Below are 12,678 nucleotides of genomic sequence, written 5' to 3'. Positions count from 1 at the left end.
GCCGCGAGGACTCCCCCGCTGGTCAGCAACTCCAGCTCGTGCGTGGACAACATGCCCGGCTCGGTCATGCCGGCGTAGACGAAGTGCGGCTGCCCCTGCCAGAGCACGCGCGTCTCCAGAGGAGGGACCCGGATCGCGGTCAGGACGACGCACCCGTCACGCGTGGTGCACCGGGTGTCGTGCGCGATGCGGTCGTCGTTCGGGGGCCGCAGGGTGCTGAGCGGCGCCTGGTCCGCCGCCGCCGTGCTGGCGGCCACGACCCTGCCCTGGCCGTCGACGAGTTGCAGGAGGTTTATCCGGGTCTTCAGCACCGGAGGGTACGGCGCGCCGGGCTGCAGGGATCCGATCCAGTCGGTGGCGACGCGCTCGGTCTCCTTGAAGATGTTGTCCTGGATCCGGGTCCAGATCGCCAGATCGAGCCCGGTGCCGATCACCGCGAAGACGATCAGGGAGATGATTCCGGAGACCAGCGTGAAACGTGCCCGGATGGAGTGAGGGCGTAGATTGAACGACACCGCCTGCCTCCTGTCCTGGTCATCGAATCGGCCGGTCGCCTCCTTCGAATAACGACTCCCAGGTCAAAACACTATTGATGGGTGTCCACGGTTACGGCAAAAGATGGCGGCAGAGCTGATATCCAGACCAAAGACAGTCCTGCATATGACCGTCACGTGACCGTTTGTTGTGTTTCATCCACTTACGCGGAGATCATTGCATTTCGGGCGGTTAACCAGGAAGATACCCGTTGACACAGTAGGGAATGTGGATAATGGTGCAAGGGTCCCGCCCGCCCGTGAGAGGGAGAGCCCATGAGCGTCACCGATGAGCTGCTCGCCAACGCCGAGCGCTACGCCGCGGCCTTCGACAAGGGTGACCTGCCGCTTCCCCCCGCCAAAGGCGTGGCGGTGCTGGCCTGCATGGACGCCAGACTCAACGTCTACGGCCTGCTGGGCCTCCAGGAGGGGGACGCCCACGTCATCCGCAACGCCGGCGGCGTCGTGACCGCCGACGAACGCCGGAGCCTCGCGATCAGCCAGCGACTCCTCGGCACCCGGGAGATCATCCTCATTCATCACACCGGCTGCGGGATGCTCACCTTCACCGACGACGCGTTCAAGGAGTCGATCCAGTCGGAGGTCGGCATCAAGCCCGACTGGTCCGCGGAGGCGTTCTCCGACCTCGACGAGGACGTCCGCCAGTCGGTGGCCAGGATCAAGGCCGACCCGTTCATCCCGCACACCGAATCGGTGCGCGGCTTCGTCTACGAGGTGGAGACGGGCCGTCTCCGCGAGGTCAAGGCCTGAGGGTCGCCTCGACGACGGAGAAGGGATTGCCCGCAGGACCGGGAACGACGCGGTCGACGGCGAAACCCCCGCGGTCCAGAAGCCTCTCGTACTCCGCCCGCGTCCGCTCTCTGCCCGTCAGCATCGCCATCATGATCAGATCGATGCCTCTGCCGAGGTGCGGCTCGTCCCCGGCCGGAAGGACCATCTCGATCACCACGAGGCGCGCCGCGGCGGAGGCGGCGCCGGCGATGGTCCGCAGGATGCGCTCACCCTCCTCGTCTCCCCAGTCGTGCAGGATCGACGACAGGATGTACACGTCGGCGGCGGGCACGCTCTCGAAGAAGTCACCGGCGACGATCCCGACGCGGCCGTCCACCCCCCGCGCACGGGCCGCCTCCCGTGCGGCCGGCACGACGTGGGGCAGGTCGAACACGATGGCGCGCCGGTCAGGGTCGGCGGCGATCAGTTCGGTGACCAGCGACCCGTCGGCCCCGCCGATGTCCGCGACCGTCGCGCCCTCGGGCAGCCGGTAGCTCCGGAGGAGGTCGCCCTTGAGCCCGGCCGTGATGTCGGCCATGGCCCCGGTGAACCTCCGCGCCTGCTCGGGCTCGTCCGCGAGCCAGGCGAAGAACGGACGGCCGTAGTGGACGGTCGCGGCCGGGACACCGGTGCGGACGGTGTCCACCAGTCCGGCGAACGGCGCGTAGTGCGTCTCCATCCAGGACAGGGCGAGGTCACGCGCGGATCCGGGGACGCCGCGGGCCAGCGTGGCTCCCAGCGGGGTGACGGAGTAGGCGTCGTCTCCCTCGCCGGCGAATATCCCCAGACCGGTGAGATCACGCAGCAACCGCCGAAGCATCCCCGCGTCGCATTCCAGGTCGGCCGCGAGGTCCTCGACGTCACGGGGGCCCGCGAGCAGGGCCGTGGCGAGGTCGAGCCTGGCCACGGCGTACAGCGCCTGGGAGACCTGGAAACCCGCCAGCAACCGCGTCATGACCAGCGAAGGCGAGATCCCGGCCGGCTCCTCGTTCGCGGACGACATCGCGCGGCCCTACGGGCTACCGTTCCCCGGCCGCGGCGGGACCCTGGGAGGCGCCGACGGGCTCCTCGTCGCCGGGCAGCGGGATCCACCTGTGCGACCAGGTCTTCACCGCGTCCATCACCTTCTCCAGGTCGAGCCCCTTCTCGGTGAGGTGGTACTCGACCTGGACCGGGGAGGTCGGGATGACCCGGCGCTCCACGATCTCCTCGGCCTCCAGGGTGCGCAGCCGCTCGGCCAGCATGGTGTCACTCAGTCCCGGCACCGCGGCCTTGATCTGCGCGTACCGGTGGTGCCCGGTGAACAGGGCACGCAGGATCGCCCCCGTCCATCGGGCGCCGATCAGCTCGATGGCGGCGTGGAAGCGCACGCAGACGCGGTGGATCTCGTTCATGTTCTCCCGATCACCTCGTCGCGGGTGCAGTGTTCTCCCGCAGCGCCCGCAGAGCCTCAGCCACCCGGACGAGTTCGTCGAACATCGCCTTCGCCGCCCCCGTCATGACGTCGTTGGGCACCAGCTTATTGTCGGAATCGATGAACTGGTGGACAAAGGGGATGGAAACCGCCTCGAACAACGGGGTCATCTTCAGTGTCGTGACCACTTGTTTGATCATTTGTGCGGCTCGGGTGCCGCCGGCCACTCCCCCGTAGCTGACCAGGCCGACCGGCTTGTATTTCCATTCGTTGTGGAGATAGTCGATCGCGTTCTTCAGCTCGGCGTTGTATCCGTAGTTGTACTCGGGCATCACGAACACGAACGCGTCCGCCTCGGAGACCTTGGCGCTCCAGTCAAGGGTGTGCTGGTGAATGTACTGGCCCAGCCGCGGGTGGTTCGGCTCGTTCATGAAGGGCAGGTTCACCTCGGCCAGGTCGACGAGTTCGATCTCGTCGAACCCTCCGTGCGTCGCCGCCTCCGCTTCGGCCCACCGTCCGATTTCCAGCCCGATCCGGCTGGGACGGGTGCTGGCGACGATGATCTCAAGCTTGGCCACGGTACCTCTCCTTGCATCTCGTGAGCTGTGTACGGGCGGGCGACCTGGGACGACCACCCGCCTGCGCTCGGCAAGCGTACACAAGAATTCTGAGCATCTAAATATTCCTTAGCAAACCTTTACCGTGGGATCGGCGTTGACATGCAGCCACGGGGCTGCCTATCGTTCTGACATGCAGCCGATCGGCTGCATGTCCAAGAGGAGGCGAGATGGACGAGGTGTTCAAGGCACTGGCCGATGCCAGCCGGCGCCGGCTGCTCGACGGCCTGAACACCCGCAACGGGCAGACCCTCCGGGAGTTGTGCGCCGGGCTCGACATGGCCAGGCAGTCCGTCAGCAAGCATCTGGCCGTGCTGGAGGCGGCCGGGCTGGTCACCACGATCCGCCGGGGCCGGGAGAAGCTGCACTACCTGAACGCCGAACCGATCAACGCCATCGCCGAGCGCTGGATCAGCAGGTACGACCGCGCAAGGGTCGAGGCGCTCGCCGACCTGAAGAGAGCATTGGAGCAACCGATGGGCAACCCCGAATTCGTCTACACGACCTACATCAACACCACGCCGGAACGGCTCTGGCAGGCGTTGACCGACCCCGCCTTCACCGGCCGCTACTGGGGCGTCACCTTCGAGTCGGATTGGAAGCCGGGCTCCACCATGGTCTGGGAGGGCCACGGCGCCAAGACCGCAGATCCCGCCCAGGTCGTGCTCGAATCCGACCCCTACCGCCGGTTGTCCTACTCCTGGCACACCTTCACGCCGGAGTTCATCGAAGCCTTCGAGATGGACGCGGACATCGCCGCTCAATGGGCCGGCGAGCGCAGGTCCAAGGTGACCTTCGACATCGAGCCGCTCGGGCGAATGGTGAAGCTGACCGTCGTCCACGACGACTTCGAGCCGGGGAGCACGATGCTCGACGGCATCAGCAACGGATGGCCGCACATCTTGTCCAGCCTGAAGTCGCTGCTGGAGACCGGCGAGACGCTGCCCTCCCCCGACGCCGACACCGACCTCGCCGCCGAGACCGGCTGACCTCGACCGGCCCTGCCGGACCTGCCGCTTCCTCGGCTGACACGGCTGACACGGCTGACACGGCTGACACGGCTGAATGGCGAGCTCGGCGAGGGGCCCGGGACCGCTCAGCCGCCCACCCGCCTCGCGATGACCCGGGACACCAGGTAGGAACCGAGGCCGAACACCACCCACGTCGCGGCGGCGGCGACCAGGGTGACCCAGACCGGCCAGCGGGCGGCCATGACGGTGGTGACCACGGCGAACCCGGTGAGGCCGAGCGTCCCGAACACCGAGCCGCGCGCCTCCTGGTATGCCTGGCGCGGGCCCTCCCTCTGCGCGACGAGGGTCAGCGACGCGAGCAGGATCGCCGGAAAAGCCAGGAAGACACCTCCGAGCGCCGGTCCGGCCACCAGGGACACCACACCGGCCAGGGCGGAGACTCCCGCGCCGAAAGCGAAGCGGACGACCAGGTCCCATGGCCGGGTCCGCGCCAGTTCGCGCGGGATGAGCCGCATCCGGTCGTCGTCCTGCCCGCGGGAGTCCGGGTCGTCGTCGTTCGTGTCGTCGTTCGTGTCGTCGTTCGTGTCGTCGTTCGTGTCGTCGTCCATGGCCGCGTTCACGGCCGTGGCAGCAGCAGGTAGGCACCGGCGGCGGTCACGGCCCAGACCACCAGGCCGGCGAGGGTCGCCCGCCAGACCCCCCATGCCGAAAGGAGAGGCGGCGCCACCAGGCAGTAGACGAAGAAGGCGACCGCGCCCGCCCGCATGCCGTCGGCCGCGGCGCGCATGTCCGCCTGGCCGCTCAACACGGCTGTGACCAGCAGGCTCCCGAGGGCGACCGAGGGGCCGGCCGAGAACACTCCGGCCAGCCGCTTGGGCGTCATCATCTCGGCCAGCACCGCGAATCCGAGGACGAACAGCCCGCCGGCGAGCGCCTTGAGCGCCACCTCAACGATCAGCCGAGCCACGGGTTCCTCCCCCCGGTCGTGTCCGTTCTCACCGCCCTGCGGTGCGCCCGCCTGATGGCCTTCTCCTAGGCATCGCCGCCATCGTGTCTGCGCAACCCCGAGCGGAGACCAGCCCTTCCACCAGGCACGACGTGCGGACGGTCACGTGGTCGCCCACAGGGTGACGCCCGCGCGGCGGGGTACGCGAGGGGAGGACGCCGGCGGCCGCTTCCCCATCGGCCGGGATGGACCACCCGAGGGGACGGGCGGAGGATGAGCACGGAGCGCGTTCACTTCACCAAGGAGAAGGCGACCATGCTGGCCACCCTGTACGGCAGGGCCAGGGACAGCATGTCCGCCGACCCCATCTTGGGCGATCGGACCGCCGAGGAACTGATCGAACGGATCGACTACGACTTCGGCAGATTCCGGATGCACCGGGGCTGGACGACCGGCGTGGCGCTGCGGGCCAGGCAACTCGACGCGTGGGCGGCCGACTTCCTCGGCCGTGACCCTGCGGTCACCGTCCTGCACCTCGGCTGCGGCCTGGACAGCCGGGTGTTCCGGCTCGACCCGCCGAGTGGGGTCCGGTGGTACGACGTGGATTATCCGGACGTCATAGCCGTCCGCCACCGCCTGTATCCCGATCGTGAGGGGTATCGGATGATCGGCACCTCGGTGACCGACGTCCGGTGGCTCGAGCGCATCCCCGCCGAACGGCCGGCGCTCGTCGTCGCGGAGGGCCTGCTGATGTACCTGTCCGAGGGCGACATCGAGGACCTCTTCCGCGGGATCGCCGATCGGTTCCCGTCCGGGCAGCTCATGTTCGACGCCATCAGCCGGCTCGGCGTCCGGCTGCAGCGCTTCAACCGTCCCGTCCGGGCGGCCGGCGCCACCTTCACCTGGGCGCTGGACGACGCGCGGCTGCTCGAGCGATGGGACCGGCGGATCCGGCTCGTCACCGAACTGCCCGTCCTCGACCTGCCCGGAGTGGAGAGGCTGCCCGTCGGCTACCGGATACCGATCCGGGCGATGCGCCTGGTCCCCGCGTTCAGACGGGTCGGCCGGCTGCTGCGCTACGAGTTCTCGCGGCCGCGGTGAGAGGACGGCCCTCCCGGGAGAAGTTTCAAGGTGTAGACATCTCCCCCAGGGGATTACTTCTGTACCACTGGCACCATGATCACCTCGACGTTCGGCACTAGTGTCTGCCAGCAAAAAGGGATCTCCGCCGATGCGTCGCCGAACGACCATGACCGCTGCCGCCGTCGTCCTCCTCGGAGCCGCCGCAGGCGTCGCGTACACCATGACCCGCAGCACGGCCGAGACGCCCTGCGCGGCCGCCGCCGCGCTGGTCACCAAGGCCCAGGAGTCGATCCGCAAGGACGCGAGCACGATCGTCTTCAAGGCGCCGGACGGCTCGCAGCCCATCTGGCTGGGCATGACGGCGATGGCCGACGGCCTGACCACCGGGAGCCTGGAGAACGTCGAGGGGGAGCCCTCGCCGAAGCTCGTCGAGGCGCTCTACGAGTTCTCCCGCGCGGCTCCCGCCGCCGCGGAGGATCTGACCGACCCGGACGGGAAGGTGCAACTGTCCCTCACGCACATCTCCGCGGCGTGCCCCTGACTTCCCGCCGTCGTCAGCCGGCGCGCCTGACTCCGCCGTTCTCAAGAAGCTCCCAGGATTCTCTCCGGACTTCCCCACGGCCTGGCGGTGTGCTGATGGCATGAGGAAACAAGCAAACCGCTTCATCATCGCGGGCTCGGTGGCAGGCGCCCTCGCGGTGGGCGTCCTGGGCGGTGCCGCCATCGCCGGGCAGCCGGGCGCCGACGTCTCCCTCACCGCCGGAGGCGGCACCGCGAAGACCGCGCCGGACAAGGCCATCGAGGGGAAGACCAAGGGCGTCGCCCGTCCCGGATGGCGCGCCCTGAAGCGCAAGGGCCTGGGAGTGCACGGCGAGGCCACGGTCAAGAAGAAGGACGGCTTCGTCGTCCGTACCTGGCAGCGGGGCGACGTCACAGGGGCGGTCGCCGGCTCCGTCACGGTGAAGAGCGCCGACGGCACGTCGTGGACGTGGAAGGTGGGCGACGGCACCCGGGTCCGCAAGGACGGGAAGAAGGTGGACGCGGCCAAGCTCACCACCGGTGACACGGTGTTCGTGGCCGGAACCCGGGCCGGGGACACCCGTACCTCCGTGGTGGTCGTCGCTCCCAAGAAGGCGAACGGCTGAGGCACACTTGATGCCACTATGAGCGAACCGAGGGTCCTCGTCGCCGACGATGAACCGAACATCCGTGACCTCGTCGGCATCGCGCTCCGGTTCCACGGGTTCTCCGTAACCGGCGCGGCCCGCGGCCACGAGGCCCTCGAACTCGCCGCGACGGGACGGTTCGACCTGATCGTCCTGGACGTGATGCTCCCCGATCTGGACGGCTTCGAGGTGTGCCGCAGGCTCCGGGCCGCGGGCGACGAGGTGCCGATCATCTTCCTGACCGCGAGGGACACCACGGCCGACACCGTCCACGGCCTCACACTCGGCGGCGACGACTACGTCACCAAGCCGTTCTCCGTGGACGCCCTCGTCGCCAGGGCGCGGGCGGTGCTGCGGCGCGGCAGCCGCACCCCGGTCAAGGACGAGGTGCTCCGCGTCGCCGACCTCGAACTGGACGAGGCCGGCTGGGAGGTGCGGCGCGGCGGGGTGCGTGTCGAGCTGTCGCCGACCGAGTTCCGGCTGCTGGCCTTCCTGATGCGCCACCGGAACCAGGTGGTGACCAAGGCCCAGCTGCTCGAGCACGTCTGGGGGTTCGGCACGCAGTCGCAGGTCGTCGAGACCTACATCTCCTACCTGCGCCGCAAGCTCGACCCTCTCGGCCCGGCGCTGATCCACACGCAGCGGGGCGTCGGATACGCCCTCAGGACGCCGTGACCACGCTTCGCGGCCGGCTGCTCGCCGGCCTCATCGGCGTCACCGCCCTCGGGCTCGCCGCTCTCTCCCTGGTCAGCATGCTCATGTTGCGCAGCCACATGATCGAGAGAATGGACGCCTCGCTGGCGACGGCCGCGAGCGCGTCGGCCACCAGGCTGGCCCGCGCGTCCGGCATCGCGGTCGTGCAGGCGGGATCCTCCTACGCGGTGGTCACGCTCAACGCCTCCACCGGGCGCGCCCGGCTGGTCGGCGGGGACGACCCGCAGGCGGCGGCGCTGCCGGGCCTGGTCCAGGCGATGGGCGCCACCGCACTCGGAGCGCACGCGGACGCAGGCGAGACGTTCACCATGGGCTCCCGGTTGCGCGCCGCCGCGGCGCGGATGGCGACCGGCGACCGGATCGTCGTGATCGCCGTGCCGCTCGACGAGATCAGGAACACCCTCGCCCGCCTGCTGGTCACCGAACTCGTCACCGGCGGCGTGCTCATCGGGCTGCTGGCGCTGTTCGGGCGGTGGCTGATCCGCGGCGGGCTCGCGCCGCTGGCCCGGATGGCCGACACCGCCCAGCGCGTCGCCTCGGGCGGTGACCTGTCGACGCGGATGCCGGAGGGCCCCACGGAGGCGGGCAGGCTCGGCCGGGCCGTCAACGTGATGTTGTCGCAGATCCAGCAGGCGTTCGGGGCGCGGTGGGCCTCGGAGGAACGGCTGCGCCGCTTCGCCGCCGACGCCTCGCACGAGTTGCGCACCCCGCTGACGACGATCCACGGCTACGCCGAGCTGTACCGCAAGGGCGCGATCCCGGACGAGGACGTGCCGCAGGTGATGCTCAGGATCGAGAACGAGTCGGCCCGCATCACCCGTCTGGTGACCGAGCTGCTCGAACTCGCCCGGCTCGACCGGGGCGCGTCGCTGTCCGTCGCCGTCGTCGACCTGGTTCCCGTGGTGGCCGAGGTGGTGGACGACTTCACAGCGCTCAACCCCGGCCACCCGGTCCGCGTCGAGTCGCCCGCCACTCTGGAGCGCGAGGTCGACGAGGCGAGGATCAGGCAGGTGCTGGTCAATCTCCTCGCCAACGTCAGCGCGCACACTCCGCCGGGCACCTCGGTCCTGGTACGGCTGGCCCCGCCGGGCGTCCTCCAGGTCGTGGACGACGGCCCGGGCATGCCCGAGCAGGACGCGGCGCGCGCGTTCGACCGTTTCCACGGCGCCGGGTCCGGGCTCGGTCTCGCCATCGTGCAGGCCATCGCCGCGGCGCACGGCGGCGTGGTCACGCTGTCGTCCGCACCCGGACGGGGCACCACCGTCACGGTCGAGCTGGGACCCCGCGAGAGCGCGAGTTCGCAGCTCACATACGGGCGGCGGCCCGCAGGTCGTGGTTGAAGGCCCTGATGTCCTCATCGGTCAGTGATGACCGGGTATTGGCTATCGCGTCCAGATAGTCGCCGGTTTCCCGAGCGGGCTCCTCCTCCGCGACCACCCGGCCGTCCGCGGTCGTGAGATGGCGCTCGAATGCCGTCTGCGCCGCCGTCCGTGCCGCGTACTCGATGTCGGCGGGAGTGAACCGGGCGCTCGCCTCCACCAGCTCGTCGAGGTTCACCCGGGCGAGTCGGCCGGCGCCGATGTAGCGTGCCCAGATCGCCCGGCGCGCGTCGGCGTCCGGCGGCCCGACCGGAATCAGGTAGTCGAACCTGCCCGGCCGCAGGAAGGCCGGGTCCATGCTGCGCACCGCGTTGGTGGCGCAGACGAGCAGCCGGCGGTCACGGCGCCGGAAGATCGGGATGAGTTTGAGCAGCTCATTGGTGATCCGGTGGGTCAGCGAGGCCGGGTCGCGCCGCTGCGAGGCGATCTCCTCGGCCTCGTCGAAGAACAGCACGATCTGATCCAGGTGGTCGACCCGGGAGAACAGCTGCCGCAACGCCGCCGCGACGCCGTTCGGGTCGGCGGCGAGCTGGTAGGGGAAGACCTCGACGAAGGGCCATCTCAGCCGGGAGGCGACCGCTCTGGCGAAGGTCGTCTTGCCCGTCCCCGGCGGGCCGAACAGCACGACGGCGCGGGGCGGCTCCACGCCGTACCGCTCGGCGAGCTCACGGTTCTCCAGCGGCATCACCAGCCGCCGCTCGATGACGGCCTTCTCCGCCTCCATGCCGGCGATCCGCTCCCACAGCCCCGTCTCCGGAATCGTGCCGCCGATCTGGTCGAGGATGGTGGTCTCCGCGCGGGCGAGCGGCAGCGCCTTCTCGAAGTAGGTGATGTCGGGCCTGCTCGTGTAGCCCGAGTTCAGGAACGCGGTCTCGCCGATCTCATGCGGGGGCAGGAGCGCCCCGATGCGGCGCACCCGCCGCTTGGCCAGGCGCTCCTCCAGCGCGGCCAGCAGTCCGGAGCCGATGCCGTGGTGGCGCCACTCCCGGTCGATGGCCATGCGCAGGACCCAGGCGCGCTCGCCGGCCGTGAGCGAGACGGCCGCGCCGACGATCTCGCATCCCACCGCGGCGACCACCGCCGGCATGCCGCCGCGCAGGGCGGCCACCGCCTCGGCGAGCGTGACCACCGGCTCCGCCGGTGTGTCCAGTGGTTCCTCTAATAAGCGGATTATGTGGTCGAAATCATCTTCTTGAAGATCACGAATGTGCCAAGGGGCCAACGCCATCACTCCTCAGACGGAATCACCGGGTTGCTGCAGGTCGCGCCCCGCCTCCGGATCACAGCCTCTGGATCACAGCCTCCGGTTCACAGGACGGTGAGCGGTCCGGGCCGCCGTACGGCTCCGGCCCCGCGTGCGCCGAGTGCCCCACTCCGCGAGGCGCCGGAGGATCGAGCGGCGCCCGGCCGTCGCCGGCGGGTGAGTACCGCACCCTGTTCCCAGCCGTCTCCCTGGCGAAACACCCGCGGCCGGCTCGGTGTCACGAGGCGTTTTGCCTGCCCGCCGGGGGCCAACTAACGTAATGAACGTTCAGTTCATTACGGGGCCCGCCCTGCGCGGCGGCCTCCTCGAGCAGATACGCCGGTCCCCTCATGACTTCAAAGATCTGGTTCATCACCGGGACGTCCCGCGGGTTCGGCCGCGAGTGGGCCATCGCCGCCCTCGACCGCGGTGACCGCGTGGCGGCGACCGCCCGCGACACCGCGTCGCTGGACGACCTCGTCGACAAGTACGGCGACGCGATCGTCGCGTTCCCCCTCGACGTCGCCGACCGCGAGGCGGTCTTCGACGTGGTCGGCAGGGCGCACGCCGACTTCGGCCGGCTCGACGTCGTGGTCAACAACGCCGGCTACGGGCAGTTCGGCATGATCGAGGAGATCAGCGAGCAGGAGGCCCGGGCGCAGATCGAGACCAACCTGTTCGGCGCCCTGTGGGTGACGCAGGCGGCGCTCCCCCATCTGCGTGAGCAGGGCGGCGGCCACATCATCCAGGTGTCGTCCATCGGCGGGGTCTCGGCCTTCCCCAACGTCGGCATGTACAACGCCTCCAAGTGGGCCCTGGAGGGGTTCAGCCAGTCGCTCGCCCAGGAGACCGCGGCCTTCGGGATCAAGGTGACCCTGGTCGAACCGGCCGCCTACGCCACCGACTGGGCCGGCTCGTCGGCGCGCCACGCCACGCCACTGGCCGCGTACGACGACGTGAAGAAGCAGGCCGCCGAGCAGCGCGCCCGCAGGGTGGGTACGCCCGGCCGGCCGGAGGCGACGCGCGACGCCATCCTCCGGGTGGTCGACGCGGAGCGGCCCCCGCTACGGATCTTCTTCGGCGACGGGCCACTGACGATCGCCACCGCCGACTACGAGGCGCGGCTGGCCACCTGGCGCGAGTGGGAACCCGTCTCCGTGGCCGCGCACGGCAAGGAGAGCTGAGCCGGCGGGAACGCCGGGGGCGTCAGAGCGCCTCGGGGTCGCCCGGATCTCCGGCGAGAGCACGGGCGGCCCGCACCTGCTCGTCGTCCATGCCCTCCGTCCCGGTACGGCCACGGAACGCGGCCTGGCCGTCGATCCACCGGGTGTGGGCCTCCCAGGCCGACTGCTTGCTGGTCCCGAGCGCCGCGCCGATCTGCGACCAGGAGGCTCCCGCCGCCCGGGCGGTCCTGACCGTGAGCTGCCGTCCGTACGCGGCCTTGCGCGCGATCACCTCGCCGAGGGCGAGCAACTCGAGCGCCTCTTCCTTGGACAGGGCGGCCCGTGGCGGGGTGAACCGCCCGGCCATGACGTCAGGGCCGTCGAGATCCTCGTCGGCCGGCGATCCCAGGCTCTCGCGGACGCGCAGCTCGTCATAGCGCCCGACGGCGGTCCTGAGAGTGTGCTCGCGTTCGGCGCTGTCAGGTGTGAACATGACGCCAATCGTCTCGTCAGGACGGCCTGACGTCAAGGCGCCCTGACGAACAGCCGGGGACCACTTCCCTCTGCGCCCGGACGGTCGCGGACAGCGAAATTCGGCACAACCCCCATAGCCATACCAGTCGGACATTCGCGCCGTTTGGGCGATTCAAGACAGCT

General features: G+C 69.8%; 16 protein-coding genes. 8 read left to right on the top strand and 8 right to left on the bottom strand.

Features of this window, described 5'->3' with window-relative positions; genetic code table 11:
- A partial coding sequence (locus Psi02_RS39445; protein ID WP_373317762.1) for a hypothetical protein occupies positions 1–515 on the bottom strand: 515 nt, incomplete at its 3' end.
- Positions 516–809: 294 nt separating this feature from the next.
- Here Psi02_RS39445 and Psi02_RS39440 point away from each other — a divergent pair.
- Complete coding sequence (locus Psi02_RS39440) at positions 810–1,304, top strand: beta-class carbonic anhydrase (RefSeq protein ID WP_203981032.1); 495 nt, start codon at positions 810–812, stop codon at positions 1,302–1,304.
- Here Psi02_RS39440 and Psi02_RS39435 read toward each other — a convergent pair.
- Genes Psi02_RS39435 through Psi02_RS39425 form a run of 3 tightly spaced genes read right to left on the bottom strand, consistent with a single transcriptional unit; the run spans position 1,294 to position 3,317 of the window.
- Positions 1,294–2,328 (bottom strand): methyltransferase, encoded by a 1,035-nt coding sequence (locus Psi02_RS39435; RefSeq protein ID WP_203981031.1) that lies wholly within the window; start codon positions 2,326–2,328, stop codon positions 1,294–1,296. The genes Psi02_RS39440 and Psi02_RS39435 overlap by 11 nt on opposite strands.
- 16 nt (positions 2,329–2,344) lie before the next feature.
- The gene (locus Psi02_RS39430; RefSeq protein WP_203958700.1) at positions 2,345–2,719 is read right to left on the bottom strand and encodes a winged helix-turn-helix transcriptional regulator; all 375 of its coding nucleotides are present in this window, start codon (positions 2,717–2,719) and stop codon (positions 2,345–2,347) included.
- A gap of 10 nt (positions 2,720–2,729) precedes the next feature.
- Complete coding sequence (locus tag Psi02_RS39425; protein ID WP_203981030.1) at positions 2,730–3,317, bottom strand: NADPH-dependent FMN reductase; 588 nt, start codon at positions 3,315–3,317, stop codon at positions 2,730–2,732.
- 209 nt (positions 3,318–3,526) lie between these two features.
- Between Psi02_RS39425 and Psi02_RS39420 the strand changes: the two genes are divergently transcribed.
- Positions 3,527–4,345 carry an ArsR/SmtB family transcription factor gene (locus tag Psi02_RS39420; protein ID WP_203981029.1) on the top strand — a complete coding sequence of 273 codons (819 nt, stop codon included), beginning with the start codon at positions 3,527–3,529 and terminating at the stop codon, positions 4,343–4,345.
- A gap of 107 nt (positions 4,346–4,452) precedes the next feature.
- On the opposite strand, the gene Psi02_RS39415 is transcribed toward Psi02_RS39420, so the two are convergent.
- Together Psi02_RS39415 and Psi02_RS39410 are read right to left on the bottom strand one after the other, a co-directional pair.
- Entirely contained in the window at positions 4,453–4,935 is a 483-nt protein-coding gene (locus Psi02_RS39415) for a DUF3147 family protein (RefSeq protein ID WP_203981028.1), read from the bottom strand.
- An 8-nt stretch (positions 4,936–4,943) separates the two neighbouring features.
- Positions 4,944–5,294, bottom strand: coding sequence for a DUF3147 family protein (locus tag Psi02_RS39410; RefSeq protein WP_203981027.1), 351 nt, complete (start codon positions 5,292–5,294; stop codon positions 4,944–4,946).
- A gap of 252 nt (positions 5,295–5,546) precedes the next feature.
- Here Psi02_RS39410 and Psi02_RS39405 point away from each other — a divergent pair, with 252 nt between their 5' ends.
- The 5 genes from Psi02_RS39405 (at position 5,547) to Psi02_RS39385 (ending at position 9,576) form a co-directional block, all read left to right on the top strand.
- Positions 5,547–6,374 carry a class I SAM-dependent methyltransferase gene (locus Psi02_RS39405; protein WP_203981026.1) on the top strand — a complete coding sequence of 276 codons (828 nt, stop codon included), beginning with the start codon at positions 5,547–5,549 and terminating at the stop codon, positions 6,372–6,374.
- Positions 6,375–6,504: 130 nt separating this feature from the next.
- Complete coding sequence (locus Psi02_RS39400; RefSeq protein WP_203981025.1) at positions 6,505–6,897, top strand: hypothetical protein; 393 nt, start codon at positions 6,505–6,507, stop codon at positions 6,895–6,897.
- A 100-nt stretch (positions 6,898–6,997) separates the two neighbouring features.
- Complete coding sequence (locus Psi02_RS39395; RefSeq protein WP_203981024.1) at positions 6,998–7,501, top strand: hypothetical protein; 504 nt, start codon at positions 6,998–7,000, stop codon at positions 7,499–7,501.
- An 18-nt stretch (positions 7,502–7,519) separates the two neighbouring features.
- Positions 7,520–8,197: a response regulator transcription factor gene (locus tag Psi02_RS39390; RefSeq protein WP_203981023.1), complete on the top strand. Its 678-nt coding sequence runs from the start codon at positions 7,520–7,522 to the stop codon at positions 8,195–8,197.
- The gene (locus tag Psi02_RS39385; RefSeq protein ID WP_239095541.1) at positions 8,194–9,576 is read left to right on the top strand and encodes a sensor histidine kinase; all 1,383 of its coding nucleotides are present in this window, start codon (positions 8,194–8,196) and stop codon (positions 9,574–9,576) included. The genes Psi02_RS39390 and Psi02_RS39385 overlap by 4 nt, the downstream gene beginning before the upstream one ends.
- Here Psi02_RS39385 and Psi02_RS39380 read toward each other — a convergent pair.
- Positions 9,542–10,744, bottom strand: a complete 1,203-nt coding sequence (locus Psi02_RS39380) for an ATP-binding protein (protein WP_203981022.1) — start codon at positions 10,742–10,744, stop codon at positions 9,542–9,544. The two genes, Psi02_RS39385 and Psi02_RS39380, sit on opposite strands and share 35 nt — an antisense overlap.
- 464 nt (positions 10,745–11,208) lie before the next feature.
- On the opposite strand from Psi02_RS39380, the gene Psi02_RS39375 reads away from it, so the two are divergent.
- Entirely contained in the window at positions 11,209–12,042 is an 834-nt protein-coding gene (locus Psi02_RS39375; protein WP_203981021.1) for an SDR family oxidoreductase, read from the top strand.
- 22 nt (positions 12,043–12,064) lie between these two features.
- On the opposite strand, the gene Psi02_RS39370 is transcribed toward Psi02_RS39375, so the two are convergent.
- Positions 12,065–12,514 (bottom strand): hypothetical protein, encoded by a 450-nt coding sequence (locus Psi02_RS39370; protein ID WP_203981020.1) that lies wholly within the window; start codon positions 12,512–12,514, stop codon positions 12,065–12,067.
- Between the last annotated feature and the right edge of the window lie 164 nt (positions 12,515–12,678).

The sequence above is a fragment of the Planotetraspora silvatica genome, from assembly GCF_016863315.1.
GTDB classification, from domain to species: domain Bacteria; phylum Actinomycetota; class Actinomycetes; order Streptosporangiales; family Streptosporangiaceae; genus Planotetraspora; species Planotetraspora silvatica.
This window is presented reverse-complemented; position numbering and strand designations above follow the sequence as displayed.

Bases quoted from the DNA above. Each gene is read 5' to 3' on its own strand.
- Psi02_RS39400 (WP_203981025.1), top strand. From the start codon at position 6,505: ATGCGTCGCCGAACGACCATGACCGCTGCCGCCGTCGTCCTCCTCGGA.
- Psi02_RS39415 (WP_203981028.1), bottom strand. From the start codon at position 4,935: ATGGACGACGACACGAACGACGACACGAACGACGACACGAACGACGAC.
- Psi02_RS39420 (WP_203981029.1), top strand. From the start codon at position 3,527: ATGGACGAGGTGTTCAAGGCACTGGCCGATGCCAGCCGGCGCCGGCTG.
- Psi02_RS39370 (WP_203981020.1), bottom strand. From the start codon at position 12,514: ATGTTCACACCTGACAGCGCCGAACGCGAGCACACTCTCAGGACCGCC.
- Psi02_RS39395 (WP_203981024.1), top strand. From the start codon at position 6,998: ATGAGGAAACAAGCAAACCGCTTCATCATCGCGGGCTCGGTGGCAGGC.
- Psi02_RS39405 (WP_203981026.1), top strand. From the start codon at position 5,547: ATGAGCACGGAGCGCGTTCACTTCACCAAGGAGAAGGCGACCATGCTG.
- Psi02_RS39375 (WP_203981021.1), top strand. From the start codon at position 11,209: ATGACTTCAAAGATCTGGTTCATCACCGGGACGTCCCGCGGGTTCGGC.
- Psi02_RS39435 (WP_203981031.1), bottom strand. From the start codon at position 2,328: ATGTCGTCCGCGAACGAGGAGCCGGCCGGGATCTCGCCTTCGCTGGTC.
- Psi02_RS39430 (WP_203958700.1), bottom strand. From the start codon at position 2,719: ATGAACGAGATCCACCGCGTCTGCGTGCGCTTCCACGCCGCCATCGAG.
- Psi02_RS39440 (WP_203981032.1), top strand. From the start codon at position 810: ATGAGCGTCACCGATGAGCTGCTCGCCAACGCCGAGCGCTACGCCGCG.
- Psi02_RS39390 (WP_203981023.1), top strand. From the start codon at position 7,520: ATGAGCGAACCGAGGGTCCTCGTCGCCGACGATGAACCGAACATCCGT.